14 protein-coding genes and 1 tRNA gene are annotated in these 13,928 nt (G+C 69.5%); 8 read left to right on the top strand and 7 right to left on the bottom strand.

Translation table 11 applies throughout. From position 1 onward, the window contains the following. Positions 1-264: 264 nt before the first annotated feature. Genes GJG85_RS01425 through GJG85_RS01410 form a run of 4 tightly spaced genes read left to right on the top strand, consistent with a single transcriptional unit; the run spans position 265 to position 4,520 of the window. Complete coding sequence (locus GJG85_RS01425) at positions 265-1,470, top strand: efflux RND transporter periplasmic adaptor subunit (RefSeq protein ID WP_204383556.1); 1,206 nt, start codon at positions 265-267, stop codon at positions 1,468-1,470. Positions 1,471-1,473: 3 nt separating this feature from the next. Next, complete coding sequence (locus GJG85_RS01420) at positions 1,474-2,172, top strand: ABC transporter ATP-binding protein (RefSeq protein ID WP_050011849.1); 699 nt, start codon at positions 1,474-1,476, stop codon at positions 2,170-2,172. An 18-nt stretch (positions 2,173-2,190) separates the two neighbouring features. Further along, positions 2,191-3,345, top strand: a complete 1,155-nt coding sequence (locus GJG85_RS01415) for an ABC transporter permease (protein ID WP_050011848.1) — start codon at positions 2,191-2,193, stop codon at positions 3,343-3,345. An 8-nt stretch (positions 3,346-3,353) separates the two neighbouring features. Further along, positions 3,354-4,520 (top strand): ABC transporter permease, encoded by a 1,167-nt coding sequence (locus GJG85_RS01410; RefSeq protein WP_050011847.1) that lies wholly within the window; start codon positions 3,354-3,356, stop codon positions 4,518-4,520. Positions 4,521-4,542: 22 nt separating this feature from the next. Here the strand turns inward: GJG85_RS01410 and GJG85_RS01405 are convergent, their stop codons facing one another. The 3 genes from GJG85_RS01405 to GJG85_RS01395 form a co-directional block, all read right to left on the bottom strand. Further along, positions 4,543-5,874, bottom strand: coding sequence for a carotenoid oxygenase family protein (locus tag GJG85_RS01405; protein ID WP_124631745.1), 1,332 nt, complete (start codon positions 5,872-5,874; stop codon positions 4,543-4,545). Between the two features lie 15 nt (positions 5,875-5,889). Beyond that, positions 5,890-6,522, bottom strand: a complete 633-nt coding sequence (locus GJG85_RS01400) for a DUF2239 family protein (protein WP_124631746.1) — start codon at positions 6,520-6,522, stop codon at positions 5,890-5,892. A gap of 124 nt (positions 6,523-6,646) precedes the next feature. Then, a complete protein-coding gene (locus GJG85_RS01395) occupies positions 6,647-7,378 on the bottom strand; it encodes a glutathione S-transferase (protein WP_050011844.1) in 732 nt (243 codons plus the stop codon). Between the two features lie 40 nt (positions 7,379-7,418). On the opposite strand from GJG85_RS01395, the gene GJG85_RS01390 reads away from it, so the two are divergent. From GJG85_RS01390 to GJG85_RS01375, 4 genes are all read left to right on the top strand, one after another. Next, complete coding sequence (locus GJG85_RS01390; RefSeq protein WP_204383555.1) at positions 7,419-8,393, top strand: LysR substrate-binding domain-containing protein; 975 nt, start codon at positions 7,419-7,421, stop codon at positions 8,391-8,393. A 211-nt stretch (positions 8,394-8,604) separates the two neighbouring features. Next, positions 8,605-9,945, top strand: coding sequence for an MFS transporter (locus GJG85_RS01385; protein WP_050011842.1), 1,341 nt, complete (start codon positions 8,605-8,607; stop codon positions 9,943-9,945). A 62-nt stretch (positions 9,946-10,007) separates the two neighbouring features. After that, complete coding sequence (locus GJG85_RS01380; protein WP_050012093.1) at positions 10,008-11,411, top strand: enolase C-terminal domain-like protein; 1,404 nt, start codon at positions 10,008-10,010, stop codon at positions 11,409-11,411. Between the two features lie 142 nt (positions 11,412-11,553). Continuing rightward, a complete protein-coding gene (locus GJG85_RS01375; RefSeq protein ID WP_050011841.1) occupies positions 11,554-11,865 on the top strand; it encodes a hypothetical protein in 312 nt (103 codons plus the stop codon). 68 nt (positions 11,866-11,933) lie between these two features. Here GJG85_RS01375 and GJG85_RS01370 read toward each other — a convergent pair. From GJG85_RS01370 to GJG85_RS01355, 4 genes are all read right to left on the bottom strand, one after another. Then, a tRNA-Ala gene (locus GJG85_RS01370) sits at positions 11,934-12,009 on the bottom strand. 66 nt (positions 12,010-12,075) lie between these two features. Further along, entirely contained in the window at positions 12,076-12,438 is a 363-nt protein-coding gene (locus tag GJG85_RS01365; RefSeq protein WP_050011840.1) for a c-type cytochrome, read from the bottom strand. Further along, the gene (locus GJG85_RS01360; RefSeq protein ID WP_050011839.1) at positions 12,435-13,235 is read right to left on the bottom strand and encodes a BON domain-containing protein; all 801 of its coding nucleotides are present in this window, start codon (positions 13,233-13,235) and stop codon (positions 12,435-12,437) included. The genes GJG85_RS01365 and GJG85_RS01360 overlap by 4 nt, the downstream gene beginning before the upstream one ends. 17 nt (positions 13,236-13,252) lie before the next feature. Beyond that, on the bottom strand, positions 13,253-13,837 hold the full coding sequence (locus GJG85_RS01355) for an SIS domain-containing protein (protein WP_050011838.1): 585 nt from the start codon (positions 13,835-13,837) through the stop codon (positions 13,253-13,255). Between the last annotated feature and the right edge of the window lie 91 nt (positions 13,838-13,928).

Raw genomic sequence — 13,928 nt, 5'->3', positions numbered from 1 at the left:
CGTTCCGTCGCGACAAAACCTGACGCACTGGTTCCATAACGCACCGCATTCGCGGCAAGTTGACACGTTGCTTGCATCCTCGGGTTTCCCCGGGGGCGGGCGCGTCGGCCGGCGCCAGCGGGCCGGACGGGCCGCCGCCGCACGGCGCCGCAAACCGGCTCGCGCGGCGCCGGAGCGACGCTTATACTGGCGTCCATCCGTCCCTTTCCCCGGAAACCGGATCGCGGCCGGTCGCACGACCGCCGCCGTCTCGAGGCGCTCAAATTGCCCGATCACAATCTGGACAAACTGAAAATCGACCGGCGTCCGATCGCCCCGGTGCCGCGCCGGCGCCGCTGGGGGCGCTATGCGGTCGCCGCCGCGCTCGTCGTCGTCGCGATCGTCGCCGGCCTCGCGCTCACCGGCCGGCCGACCGTCGACACCACGTCCGTCACGTCCGCATACCCGTACCAGAACGATACGCAGCTCAATGCGACCGGCTACGTCGTGCCGCAGCGCAAGGCCGCGGTCGCGTCGAAGGGCCAGGGGCGCGTCGAGTGGCTCGGCGTGCTCGAAGGCACGCGCGTGAAGCAGGACCAGATCATCGCGCGTCTCGAAAGCAACGACGTGCAAGCGTCGCTCGCCCAGGCGCGTGCGCAGGTGCAGGTGTCCCGTGCGAACCTCGGCGTCGCGCAGGCGGAACTCAAGGATGCGGAGATCGCGCTGCGCCGCACCGCCGCGCTCGCGCCGAAGGGCGCCGTGCCGGCCGCGCAGCTCGACACCGACACGGCGCGCGTGAACAAGGCGCGCGCGACGCTCAACAGCGACCAGGCCGCGATCGTGTCGGCCGAAGCGAACGCGCAGGCCGCGCAGGTGGCGGTCGACCAGACGGTGATCCGCGCGCCGTTCGACGGCATCGTGCTCGCGAAGCATGCGAACGTCGGCGACAACATCACGCCGTTCTCGTCCGCGTCGGACAGCAAGGGCGCGGTCGTGACGATCGCCGACATGGAGACGCTCGAGGTCGAGGCCGACGTCGCCGAATCGAACATCGCGAAGATCCGCGCCGAGCAGCCGTGCGAGATCCAGCTCGACGCGCTGCCCGACATGCGCTTCGCGGGCCGCGTGTCGCGCATCGTGCCGACCGTCGACCGCTCGAAGGCCACCGTACTCGTGAAGGTGCGCTTCGTCGACCGCGACGAGCGCGTGCTGCCCGACATGAGCGCGAAGATCGCGTTCCTGTCGAAGCCGGCGACCGCGCAGGACCGGCAGCCGGTGACGGCCGTGCAGGCGAGTGCCGTGGTCGAGCGCGACGGCCGGCCGGTCGTGTTCGTCGTGAAGGACGACGCCGTGCATGCGGTGGCCGTGACGAAGGGCGCGCGGATCGGCGAGCTGGTCGCCGTGCGCGGCGTGAAACCCGGCGACACGGTCGTGCTCGCGCCGGGCGCGAAACTGAAGGACGGCGCGAAAGTGACCGTCGCGAAGAAGTAGCGCGTGAACGACGCCCGGCCACCCCTCGTCGAGCTCAGCCACGTCGCGAAGTCGTACCGGCGCGGCAACCAGATCGTGCCCGTGCTGACCGACATCACGCTCGACATCGGCGAAGGCGACTTCGTCGCGCTGATGGGGCCGTCGGGCTCCGGCAAGAGCACGCTGCTGAACCTCGTGGCCGGCATCGACCGGCCCGACAGCGGCGAGCTGCGCGTCGGCGGCCTCGACATCTCGCAACTCGCCGAGGCGCAACTGGCCGAATGGCGCGCGGCGAACGTCGGCTTCATCTTCCAGTTCTACAACCTGATGCCCGTGCTCACCGCGTTCGAGAACGTCGAGCTGCCGCTGATGCTCACGCACCTGTCGCGCCGCGAGCGGCGCGAACGCGTCGAGCTCGTGCTCGACATGGTGAATCTCGGCGATCGCACGAGCCATTATCCGTCGGAGCTGTCGGGCGGCCAGCAGCAGCGCGTCGCGATCGCGCGCGCGCTGATCACCGATCCGGTGCTGATCGTCGCCGACGAGCCGACCGGCGACCTCGACCGCGCATCGGCCACCGACGTGCTCGCGATGCTGCAGCGGATGAACGCCGAGCTCGGCAAGACGATCATCATGGTCACGCACGACGCGCACGCGGCCGGCGCCGCGCGCTCGCTCGTCCATCTGGAAAAAGGGGAGCTGATCGATGGGCACGCGGCCTGATCGACGCGAGCGCGCGCGATGTACGTGCTGAAGCTGATCGCGCGCAACGCGCTGCGGCACCGGCTGCGCACGCTGCTGACCGTGCTCGGGCTCACGATCGCCGTGCTCGCGTTCGGGCTGCTGCACACCGTCGTCGACGCGTGGTATGCGGGCGCGGCCGCCGCGTCCAGCGGCCGGCTCGTCACGCGCAACGCGATCTCGCTGGTGTTTCCGCTGCCGGTGAGCTACGAGAACCGGATCCGCGGCGTCGACGGCGTGACGGCCGTGGTCCGCTCGAACTGGTTCGGCGGCATCTACCGCGACCCGAAGAACTTCTTCGCGAGCTTCGCGGTGTCGGAGAACTATCTCGACCTGTATCCGGAATTCATCCTGCCGGCGCAGCAGCGCGCCGACTACGATCGCGACCGCCGCGGCTGCCTCGTCGGCCGCCAGCTCGCGACGCAGTTCGGCTTCAAGGTCGGCGACGTGATTCCGCTGAAAGGCACGATCTATCCGGGCACGTGGGACTTCGTCGTGCGCGGGATTCTCGACGGCCGCGACGACTCGACGATCACGCGTCAACTGGTGTTCCACTGGGATTACCTGAACGAGACGGTGCGCAAGCGCACGCCGAAGCAGGCCGACCAGGTCGGCGTGTTCGTGCTCGGCGTCGCGAACCCCGACGACGGCGCGTCGATCGCGCGCAACGTCGACGCGGTGTTCAAGAACTCGCTCGCCGAAACGCTGACCGAGACCGAGCAGGCGTTCCAGCTCGGCTTCGTCGCGATGTCGAACCAGATCATCGCGGCGATCCGCCTCGTGTCGTACGTGGTGATCCTGATCATCATGGCCGTGATGGCCAACGCGATGGCGATGAGCGCGCGCGAGCGCACGGCCGAATACGCGACGCTGAAGGCGCTCGGCTTCGGCCCCGGGTTCCTCGCGCTGATCGTGTTCGGCGAATCGGTCGTGATCGCGGTGGTCGGCGGCGGGCTCGGGATGCTCGCGACGCCGCCCGCCGCGAACCTGTTCAAGCAGGCGGCGGGCGGCATTTTCCCGGTATTCAAGGTGTCGACCGAGACGGTCGTGCTGCAGGCCGCGTGCTCGGTCGCGGTCGGCTTCGCTGCGGCAATCGTGCCGGCTTGGCAGGCGGCGCGCGTGCGCGTGGTCGAAGGCCTGCGGGCGATCGGATAGAGACGCGCATGGCGATCCCGCTCACCTACATCGCACGCAACCTGTGGACCCGGCGGCTCACCACCGCGTTGACCGCCGGTGGCATGGCGCTCGTGATCTTCGTGTTCGCGACGGTGCAGATGCTCGATGCGGGGCTCACGAAGACACTCGTATCGACCGGCGAACCCGACAACGCGGTGGTGATCCGCAAGGGCGCCGAGACCGAGATCCAGAGTTCGATCGACCATCAGCAGGCCAATGCGCTCGAGATGCATCCGGCCGTCGCGCTCGGCCCCGACGGCCGGCCGCTCGTGTCGAAGGAGGCCGTGGTGCTGATCTCGCTCGTGAAGACGTCGACCGGCAAGCCGTCGAACGTCGTGATCCGCGGCGTGTCGCCGGCGGGCCTCGCGCTGCGGCCGCACGTGACGCTCGTGGCCGGCCGCCCGTTCGCGCCGGGCTCGTCGGAGATCGTCGTCGGCAGCGCGATCGCGAAAGGCTTCAGCGGCACGCAGCTCGGCGATCGCCTGCACTTCGCGCAGCGCGACTGGACCATCGTCGGCATCTTGGACGCGGGCGGCAGCGGCTTCGATTCGGAGATCTGGGGCGACGTCGACCAGCTGATGCAGTCGTTCCGGCGCACCAGCTATTCGTCGATGGTGCTGCGCATCCCGAGCGCCGACGGCTTCGCGCGCTTCAAGGCCGACATCGACGTCGATCCGCGCCTGACCGACGAGGCGAAGCGCGAGCAGACCTTCTACGGCGACCAGTCGAAGGCGCTGTCGACGTTCATCAACATCCTCGGCATCACGCTGTCGACGATCTTCTCGATCGCCGCGATGATCGGCGCGATGATCACGATGTATGCGTCGGTCGCGAACCGCGTGGCCGAGATCGGCACGCTGCGCGCGCTCGGCTTCAAGCGCACCAACGTGCTCGCCGCGTTCCTGCTGGAGGCGTTGCTGCTCGGCTTCGTCGGCGGCGTCGCGGGGCTCGCGTGCGCGTCGCTGATGCAGTTCGCGTCGTTCTCGACGACCAATTTCCAGACCTTCTCGGACCTGTCGTTCCGCTTCGTGCTGACGCCCGCGATCGTCGTGAAGACGCTCGTGTTCTCGCTCGTGATGGGGCTCGTCGGCGGGTTCCTGCCGGCGATGCGCGCCGCACGACTGAAGATCGTCGACGCGCTGCGCGCGCAGTGACGCGCGCCGCCGACGCGCACGTTCAACGTTCGCGCGGCACCCACGCGCCGTGGAACCCGGCCGGCACGCGGCGCGGCAGGTGCACGGTCGCGACCGGCCCCGCGTCGATCGCGCGCGCATCGAGGATCACGACGTCGCTCGTGTCCGTCGCCGCGCGGTAGACCATCACCAGCAGCCAGCCGTCGTCCTCGTCCGCGCCGCCCGGGCGCGGCACGAACACCGGCTCGCCGTTCTGGTCGCCGGCCGGCACCGCGTAGTGCGTGGTCGTGCCGCGCGCGTGGTCGAAGCGCATCACGCCGCGCATTTCCGCGTTATTCGGCTGCTCGACCGCATATAGATAGCGGTAGCCGCGCCCGGTCCGGCTTTCGTTGATGCGCGGCAGCTCGATGCCGCCGTCGGCGAGCGGCCCTTCGTCGATCAGCCCGTTCGCCGTATCGATCACGTAGCGCCACAGCTCGCCGACCGGGTTGTCGGCGAAGCGGCCCGTGCCCGCGTCGAGCCGCAGGAACGACGGATAGCGCACCGCGTCGAGCACGATGCACGACGCGTCGCAGTCGTACGCGTTCACGACGTGCTGGATGAAGCACGGCTCGACGCCGAACCAGCGCACGTCGCCGCCGTGGCGCGGCAGCACGCCGATGCGCGCGGGCCGGTCGTCGTGCCAGCGCAGCGGCATCCGGTGGCCCTGCTTCAGCAGCGAGAAGTCGTAGCCGACGTTCAGGTCGAGCAGCAGGCTGCGGGTTTCGGTGATCGCGAGGTCGTGCATCATCGACGGCGCGCCCAGCTCGATCTCGAAATCGACGCGCGGCACGCCGAGCGCATCCGCGACGCCGTAGCGCAGCCACGGTGCGCGCCAGTCCGCGCGAAACAGGATCAGCTCGCCGGTTACCGGATCGACCTTCGGATGCGCGGTCATCGCGCCGTCGAAGCCCGCGTGCCGCGTCGGCACGCCGAACGAATCGAGCGCGGCGGTGATCGCGAGCGGCACGCCGCCCTCGGCCAGCGCGAGCAATTCGCCCGCATGCTGCAGCACGCTCACGTTCGGATTGGTGTCGGGCAGATGCGGCGCCTGCCCCGGTGCATGGACGGCGGCCCAGCGCCGCGTGCGCGCCCAGCGGTTCCGGTAGCCGGCCGCGCGGCCGTCGTCGAACGCGATCGCATGCAGCATCGCGGCCTCCGGCCACCACGACAGCATGTCGTTGCCGTCGAAGCGGCCGCCCGGCGGGTTCGGGCCGTTGCGCAGCAACGTGCCGTCGAGTTCGCGCGGAATGGCGCCCGTCACACGCAGGTCGACGACGTCGACTTCGTCGGCGACCGGCGCGATCGCGCCGCGGTTCAGGTCGAATACGGTCATCGCGTCGGCGCTCCGTCAGCAGTCGTCGGCGGCCGGCGGCAGATCGCCGCGCGCCAGTGCGAGCGCATGGTCGCGCACGTCGTGGGGCCAGCCGGCGATCAGTTCGGCCAGCCGCGCCGGATCGTTCGCATACAGCGCCCGCGCGGCTTCCTCGAAACCGGGCAGGTCGCCCGCCATCGCCGACATGAAGTGGTATGCGCGCGCCTGCGCGTCGCGCTGCCGGTCGGCCGCCGCATGCGTGCGTCGCGCGTCCTCGACGAGCTTGCGCAGCGCGACCGACGCACCGCCCGGCTGCGCGCCGAGCCATTCCCAGTGGCGCGGCAGCAGCGTGACCTCGCGCGACACCACGCCAAGCTTCGGCCGGCCGCGGCCGCGCTGTTCGCCTGCGACCGCGCCTGCCGGCTCGCCGGCGCTGCCCGCTGCGTCGCCCGACGGCGCCGCATAGCGCGCCCGGATGTCGTCCGCCGTGCCGCGCAGGTCGAGGTCGATCGAGCGGCCGGTCGCGTCGTCGAAGATCAGGATCGTGCCGGGCGTCGCGTCGCCGGCCGCCTGCCGGACCGCGAGCGCGACCGTCGCAAGCGGGCCCGACGCGAGCCGCCGATGGCCGTCGAAGGCCGTGTACGAAGGAAGAAGCGTGGAAGAGGTCATCGTGGTCGCCCGGGGGCTGGAATCGTAATGACGCTATTTTCATCCGGGTATTAATTGGATGTCAATATTATCCGGGTAAAAAAATCGTCGCCACCGAATCCTGCCTGGCGACCGGCGCGGCCGATCAGGTCGCCCGTGCCCGCGCCACGATCCCGCGCGCGCTGGCCAGCGCGTCGTCGAGCGACACATGCCCTTCGAACGCCGACGACGCCGGCGGCGGCAGGTTCTCCTCGATCGCGTGCGCGAACCGCACGCCGGCATCGTCGGCGAGCCGCGCGCGCAGCGCGGCGACGCGCGGGAACGCATCGCGCTCGAACACCGCGTGATAGTCGGCCCAGCGCGCGATTCCCGTGAAGTACGCGTCGGCCAGCGTGCGCCGCGCGCCCAGCAGCCACGGGCCTTCGCCGCGTTCGAGCAGCGCTTCGAGCTGCCGGTGCGCCTTCAGCACCTTGCCGCGGCCGTACGCCTGCAGCGCCGCCTTCTCCGCGCCTTCGGTGTCGTGTTCGTACACGTACCAGAGCGCACCGAATGCACTGAAGAACGTCGTGTTCAGCCATGCCAGCATCCGGTTCAGCCGGTCGAAATCCGCGCTGCCCTGGCGAAACGCGAGGCCGCTGTCGAGCGCCTGCGCGCCGATATGGCCGAGGATCGCGATGCTTTCGGTCAGCACGTCGCCGGCCGCGGTGACGAACGCCGGCGTCTCGGCGACGGGGTTCAGCGCGACGAACGCGTCGCTCGTCACAGTGCCCGGCATCGTGATGCGCGACAGCCGGTACGGGCGGCCGGTCCATTCGAGCGCGACGATCGAGCCGAACGAGCAGCCGGCGGGAATACCGTAGAGAAGGATCGGAGACATCGGGGAATTCCGCGGAAGTTGAACGAGCAGTCATGCTCCCATGGCGAACGATGGCGCAGTAGTCGCTAAAATCGAAACCCGTCGTTTCTCCATATGGACGCCGGAAGTGAATCTGAACGATCTCTACCTGTTCGTGCAGGCGGTCGACGCAGGCAGCATGTCGGCGGCCGCGCGCCGGCTCGACCTGCCGAAATCGACGGTCAGCAAGCGCGTGGCCGAGCTCGAGCGCACGCTCGGCGCGCGGCTCGTGCATCGCACGTCGCGCAGCTTCCGGCTCACGCCGGTCGGCGCCGAATTCTTCGAGCATGCGCGCGCCGCCGTGATCGAGGCCGACAGCGCGCGCGACGCGGTGCTGCGGCAGGCCGCCGAGCCGGCCGGCGTCGTGCGGATCACGAGCTCGGTGCCGGTCGCGCAGCACATCCTCGCGCCGTGCCTGCCGGCGCTGGCGATCGCGCATCCGAAGCTGCTGCTGCAGATCCATGCGAGCGACCGCCTCGTCGACATCGCGCAGGAAGGCTTCGACATCGCGGTGCGCAGCCATTTCGCACCGTTGCCCGATTCCGCGCTCGTGCAACGGCCGCTCGCGGCGTCGCCGATCGTCGTCGTCGCGGCGCCAGCCTATCTCGCGCGGGCCGGTACGCCCGACATGCCGGCCGACCTCGCGCAGCACGACGGGCTTCACCCGGGCCCGCAGCCATGGCGGCTGCAGCGCGGCGGCGATGCCGTCGACGTGACGCCGCGCCTGCGGCTGCAGGCCGACGAATCGACATTGCTCTTGCAGGCGGCAACGGCCGGTCTCGGCCTCGCGTGCCTGCCCGACTGGATCGCCGGCGCCGCGCTCGCATCCGGCGCGCTCGTGCGCGTGCTGCCCGGCTGGCGCGCGGGCACCGTCACGACGACGCTGCTGATGCCGCATCGGCGCGGCCAGTTGCCCGGCGTGCGCGCCGCCGTCGAGTTTCTGGCGCAGCACGTGGCGCGCCATCACGGCGCCGGCGCGGACCACGCACGCGCATGACCGCCCACTTCATTCGATCGATTCAAATGCTGAATCGATCAAGTCAGCAATTGGCATGAAAGCGCAAATATCGACATGACAGAATGGCCCGGACGCTCTGCCTGCCTCGGCGTCCGGTGCCCGGCCTCCGCCGGCGGCATCACTACATTACGCGCGCACCCGACGCGCGTGCCGCTCGACGGCGCCTTCCGCCCTTCGGAGGAGACAAGTCATGAATCCGCTTCACGCATTGCCGGCGTCCGCGTCGGCAACGGCCCGGCGCACCCGCGTGCGCTGGCTGGTGCTGGCCGTGCTGTTCGCGGTCACGACGATCAACTACGCGGATCGCGCGGCAATCGCGATCGCGGGCCCCGCGCTGGCCCGCTCGCTGCACCTGAGCCACGTGCAGATGGGCTTCATCTTTTCCGCGTTCGGCTGGTCGTACGTGATCGCGCAATTGCCGGGCGGCTGGCTGCTCGACCGTTACGGATCCCGCATCGTCTACGCGTTCAGCATCTTCTTCTGGTCGCTGTTCACGCTGCTGCAGGGCGGGATCGGCTTCTTCGGCGGCGCGGCCGCGTTCGCGCTGCTGTTCGGGCTGCGCTTCCTGGTCGGTGCGGCCGAGGCGCCGTCGTTCCCGGCCAACAGCCGGATCGTGTCCGCGTGGTTCCCGGCCGCCGAGCGCGGCACCGCATCGGCGATCTTCAACGCCGCGCAGTACGCGGCGACCGTCGTGTTCGCGCCGCTGATGGGCTGGCTCGTGCACGCGTTCGGCTGGCAGTCGGTGTTCGCGGTGATGGGCGTGCTCGGCTTCGCGTTCGTGCTGGTGTGGAACCGCACGATGTACGACCCGAAGGCGCACCCGACCATCAACCGCGCGGAACTCGACTACCTCGCCGAAGGCGGCGCGCTCGTCAACATCGACCAGGCGACGGGCGCACGCGAAGGCGGCCCGTCGATGCGTCACGTGAAGGCGCTGCTGAGAAACCGGATGCTGGTCGGCGTGTACGTCGCGCAGTACTGCATCAACGCGCTCACCTACTTCTTCATCACGTGGTTTCCCGTCTATCTGGTGCAGGCGCGCGGGATGTCGATCCTCAACGCGGGGCTCGTCGCGTCGATCCCGGCCGTGTGCGGGTTCCTCGGCGGGATTCTCGGCGGCGTCGTGTCCGATGCGCTGCTCAAGCAGGGCCGGTCGCTGTCGGTCGCGCGCAAGGTGCCGATCGTGTTCGGCATGCTGCTGTCGATGTCGATGATCGTCTGCAACTACACCGATTCGCATGTGCTCGTCGTGCTGTTCATGGCGCTGTCGTTCTTCGGCAAGGGGCTCGGCGCGCTCGGCTGGGCCGTCAACGCCGACACCGCGCCGCGCCAGATCGCCGGCCTGAGCGGCGCGCTGCTCAACACGTGCGGCAACCTTTCCAGCATCACGACGCCGATCGCGATCGGCTATATCGTCGACCGCAGCGGCTCGTTCAACGGCGCGCTCGTCTATGTCGTCGCGCATGCGCTCGTCGCCGTGATCTGCTACCTGTTCGTCGTCGGCGAGATCCGCCGCGTCGAGCTTCAATGAACGGCGCGGGCTGCGCCGGCGCGTCCGGCGGCCCGCGCGCCAACGGAACCAGGAGCGAACCGATGTCCGAACCCAGCCGTGCCGGCACCCCGCGCGTCACGCGCATGCAGGTGATTCCCGTCGCCGGGCGCGACAGCATGCTGCTCAACCTGTGCGGCGCGCACGCGCCGTACTTCACGCGCAACCTCGTGATCCTCGACGACAGCAGCGGACACACGGGCGTCGGCGAAGTACCGGGCGGCGAAGGGATCCGCCACGCGCTCGAGCGCATGACGGATCGCGTGGTCGGCCAGTCGATCGGACGCTACCAGGCGACGCTCAATGCGGTGCGCGCGGCGCTGTCCGGTGGGGGCGCGGGTGCCGGTGCCGGCCGCACGATCCGCCACGAAGTGACGTCGGCCGGCGAGGCGGCGGTGCTGCGGCAGCCGCACGAGATCAACCTGCGGCTCGACAACGTGATCACCGCGATCGAAGCCGCGCTGCTCGACCTGCTCGGCCAGCACCTCGACGTGCCGGTCGCGGCGCTGCTCGGCGAAGGCCAGCAGCGCGACGCGGTGCCGATGCTCGCGTATTTGTTCTACATCGGCGACCGGCGCCGCACCGATCTGCCGTATCGCGACGAGGCCCATGCATCGAACGCCTGGTTCCGGCTACGCAACGAGGCAGCGCTGACGCCGGCCGCGATCGCGCGGCAGGCCGAAGCCGCGGTCGAGCGCTACGGTTTCGCCGATTTCAAGCTGAAGGGCGGCGTGATGGCCGGCGCCGACGAGATGGAAGCGATCGCGGCAATTAAGGCGCGCTTTCCCGACGCGCGCACGACGCTCGACCCGAACGGCGCGTGGTCGCTCGACGAGGCCGTCGCGCTGTGCCGCGGGCAAGGCCACCTGCTCGCGTACGCGGAAGATCCGTGCGGGCCGGAAGGCGGCTATTCGGGCCGCGAGGTGATGGCCGAATTCCGCCGCGCGACGGGGATCCCGACCGCGACCAACATGATCGCGACCGACTGGCGGCAGATGGATCACGCGGTGCGGCTGCAGGCGGTCGACATCCCGCTCGCCGATCCGCATTTCTGGACGATGCAGGGCTCGGTGCGGCTCGCGCAGCTGTGCCGCGACTGGGGGCTCACGTGGGGCTCGCACTCGAACAACCATTTCGACGTGTCGCTCGCGATGTTCACGCATGCGGCGGCGGCCGCGCCCGGCACGATCACCGCGATCGACACGCACTGGATCTGGCAGGAAGGCGACGCGCGGCTCACGCGCGAACCGCTCGCGATCGTCGGCGGCCAGGTGGCCGTGCCAGAGCGGCCGGGGCTGGGGATCGAGCTGGATATGGCGCAGGTCGAGGCCGCGCATGCGTTGTACAACGCGGTGGGCGGTACGGCGCGCGACGATGCGGTGGCGATGCGTTATCTGGTGCCGGGGTGGACGTACGATCCGAAGCGGCCGAGTTTGGGGCGGGTTTAGGGGTAGTTTAGGGCGGGATGACGGGGTGGCAGGCGGTGGCGGTTGCCAAACATGGAAAACGGTCGCATCCTGCCGACTGCCTTGATCGGCCCGTGCGGCGGACGGTCGAGGGCCCCCGTCCATCCGCAACAGAACGCGCTCCATGACGTCATCCGATCCGACACCGCGACAGATCATCGTTTTCGTGCTGTATTCGGTGCTGTGCCTGCCCGCGAGCATCACCGTCGCCGGGTATGCCGCGACCCGGATCACGCAGAACGTATCGAATTTCGAAGGCGGGGCGGGCTATGCGGCGCTGTGGTGGATCGTCATTCTGACCTGCGTGTTCTGCGGGCTGTCGATCGTCGTCTGCGCGCTGCTGCGGAAGAGGACCGCCGTGCTCGCGGTCATGACGGTGGGGTTCGCGGTGTTGTCGGTGCCGACGTTCAGGTTGATCCACGAACTGGCGACTTAGCGCGCCGACCACGGTCCTGCGGGAAAACAAAAAGGCCCGATCTCGCGATCGGGCCTTTCAAATTCCGTTGGTGGAGCGGAGGAGGATCGAACTCCCGACCTTCGCATTGCGAACGCGACGCTCTCCCAGCTGAGCTACCGCCCCAACAGTCGACCATCATACACACGCATTTCCGCGCTTGGCAATAGGGGTTACGTCACCCGCAGCGCATTACTTTGACGGCGCGCCGGCCAGCACCCATTCGACCACCGACCGGACGTCGGCGTCGCTCATGCGCGGATGCGCGGGCATCGGAATCGCGCCCCAGACGCCCGAGCCGCCGTCCTTCACCTTCTTCGACAGCTTCGCGACGGCCTGCGGATCGGACTTGTAGCGCGCGGCGATATCCTTGAACGACGGGCCGACGAGCTTGCGGTCGACCGCGTGGCAGCCCATGCACGCGTTGCTGCGCGCAACCTTCAGGCCGTCGCCGACGTCCGCGTGCGCGGCGCCCAGCGTGCCGGCCACGAGCGCCGCGGCCGCGGCGCCCTGCACCATCCATCGTTTGATCTGCGTCATCTGCCTGCCCGTCATTGCGCCTTCGCCTTCGGATTGCCCGGATGCACGCTCGACGAATTCGAGATCGGCGCGGGCGGCTGCAGCGGCGCGGACTGCACCGACGCGTCGGGCACCGCGCCCACCGTCGCGCTGTCCGCCGGGGCGGCAGCCGCCTGCGCGCCGGATGCGCCGCTCGCGGGCGACGCGTCCTGCAGCGCCTGCGCGTCCTGCGGCTTCACGTACTGGAATACCTTCACGACCTTCTCGACGCCCGGCACCTGGCTCGCGGCTTCGGCGCCGCGATTGCCTTCATCGACCGTGACGAGCCCCATCAGATAAAGATTGCCGCGCTCGCTGACGACCTTGTAGTAGTTCGCCGAGATGCCCTTCGTCGCGATCAGCTCCGATTTCACGCGCCCTTCGAGGTACGAGTCGTTCGCGCGCGACGACAGCGACGACGCCGGCCCGACCGACAGCTCGTTGACGATGCCGTTCACGTTGTTGATGCCGCGCACGATTTCCTCGGCGCGCTGCTTCGACGCATCGTTCGGCACTTCGCCCGTCAGCAGCACGCGGCGGTTGAACACCGTCACGTTCACGTGCGACTGGTCGGGCAGCCCGTTGTTGATCTGCGTGAGCGACTTGACCTGGATCTCGCGATCCTCCGTCTGCGCGCCGAGCGTGCGGCGATCGGTCGCGATCAGCGCGCCGCCGCCGGCCGCTGCGCCCACGACCCCGAGCACACAACCCTGCAGCGACACGGCGAGGCCCGCCGTCAGCGCGGCGAGCAGCGTGGTTCTGACGAGCGTCTGTTTGACGCGGCTTTGATTCATCGACGGCTCTCCTTCGTTCAATCCTCACCCAGCAGCATCGCGTCGATGCCGTCGCACAGGCAGTGGATGGTCAGCAGATGGACTTCGTGGATGCGCGCCGCGCGAACGGCGGGCACGCTGATCGGAATATCGGTATCGGACAGCGCGGCCGCGACCGTGTGGTCGTTGCCGCCCGTCAACGCGACGACGGTCATCTCGCGCTCGTGCGCCTCGTCGATCGCCGCGAGCACGCGCGGCGAAGCGCCGAGCGCGTCGAGCACCAGCAGGATGTCGCCCGTCTGGCCCAGCACGCGCACCTGCTGCGCGAACAACTGCTCGGCCGCCGCCGCGCCCGCGAGGCCGGCCTGCGATGCGTCGGTGGCCAGCGCGATCGCGGGCAGGCCCGGACGCTCGCGCTCGAAACCGCCGACGAGCGACGCGGCGAGGTACTGCGCGGCGGCGGCCGACGGGCCGTCACCGCACGCGACGATCTTGTTGCCGTTCGCCAGTGCGGCGAACATCGCATCGACCGCGGCTGCGATCGGCAGCGACAGCGCGTCGGCCGCTTCGGCGTGAAGCGCGGCGCTGTCGCGGAATTGTTGCTGAATACGTTCGACTGACATCGATTCCTGGTGAACTGGGCGCGCGGCACAACTCGCGCGACATCGTGGGTGCGGCGAGTTTACCGTACTCCGGCGCCCTCTCCGGCGGTCC

The organism is Burkholderia sp. MS389 (assembly GCF_016899425.1).
Taxonomy (GTDB): Bacteria; Pseudomonadota; Gammaproteobacteria; order Burkholderiales; family Burkholderiaceae; genus Burkholderia; species Burkholderia sola.
This window is presented reverse-complemented; position numbering and strand designations above follow the sequence as displayed.

Coding starts and splice junctions, on each gene's coding strand:
- GJG85_RS01375 (WP_050011841.1), top strand. CDS start 11,554: ATGACGTCATCCGATCCGACACCGCGACAGATCATCGTTTTCGTGCTG.
- GJG85_RS01365 (WP_050011840.1), bottom strand. CDS start 12,438: ATGACGGGCAGGCAGATGACGCAGATCAAACGATGGATGGTGCAGGGC.
- GJG85_RS01395 (WP_050011844.1), bottom strand. CDS start 7,378: ATGTCTCCGATCCTTCTCTACGGTATTCCCGCCGGCTGCTCGTTCGGC.
- GJG85_RS01405 (WP_124631745.1), bottom strand. CDS start 5,874: ATGACCGTATTCGACCTGAACCGCGGCGCGATCGCGCCGGTCGCCGAC.
- GJG85_RS01380 (WP_050012093.1), top strand. CDS start 10,008: ATGTCCGAACCCAGCCGTGCCGGCACCCCGCGCGTCACGCGCATGCAG.
- GJG85_RS01390 (WP_204383555.1), top strand. CDS start 7,419: ATGGCGAACGATGGCGCAGTAGTCGCTAAAATCGAAACCCGTCGTTTC.
- GJG85_RS01415 (WP_050011848.1), top strand. CDS start 2,191: ATGTACGTGCTGAAGCTGATCGCGCGCAACGCGCTGCGGCACCGGCTG.
- GJG85_RS01360 (WP_050011839.1), bottom strand. CDS start 13,235: ATGAATCAAAGCCGCGTCAAACAGACGCTCGTCAGAACCACGCTGCTC.
- GJG85_RS01400 (WP_124631746.1), bottom strand. CDS start 6,522: ATGACCTCTTCCACGCTTCTTCCTTCGTACACGGCCTTCGACGGCCAT.
- GJG85_RS01355 (WP_050011838.1), bottom strand. CDS start 13,837: ATGTCAGTCGAACGTATTCAGCAACAATTCCGCGACAGCGCCGCGCTT.
- GJG85_RS01385 (WP_050011842.1), top strand. CDS start 8,605: ATGAATCCGCTTCACGCATTGCCGGCGTCCGCGTCGGCAACGGCCCGG.
- GJG85_RS01410 (WP_050011847.1), top strand. CDS start 3,354: ATGGCGATCCCGCTCACCTACATCGCACGCAACCTGTGGACCCGGCGG.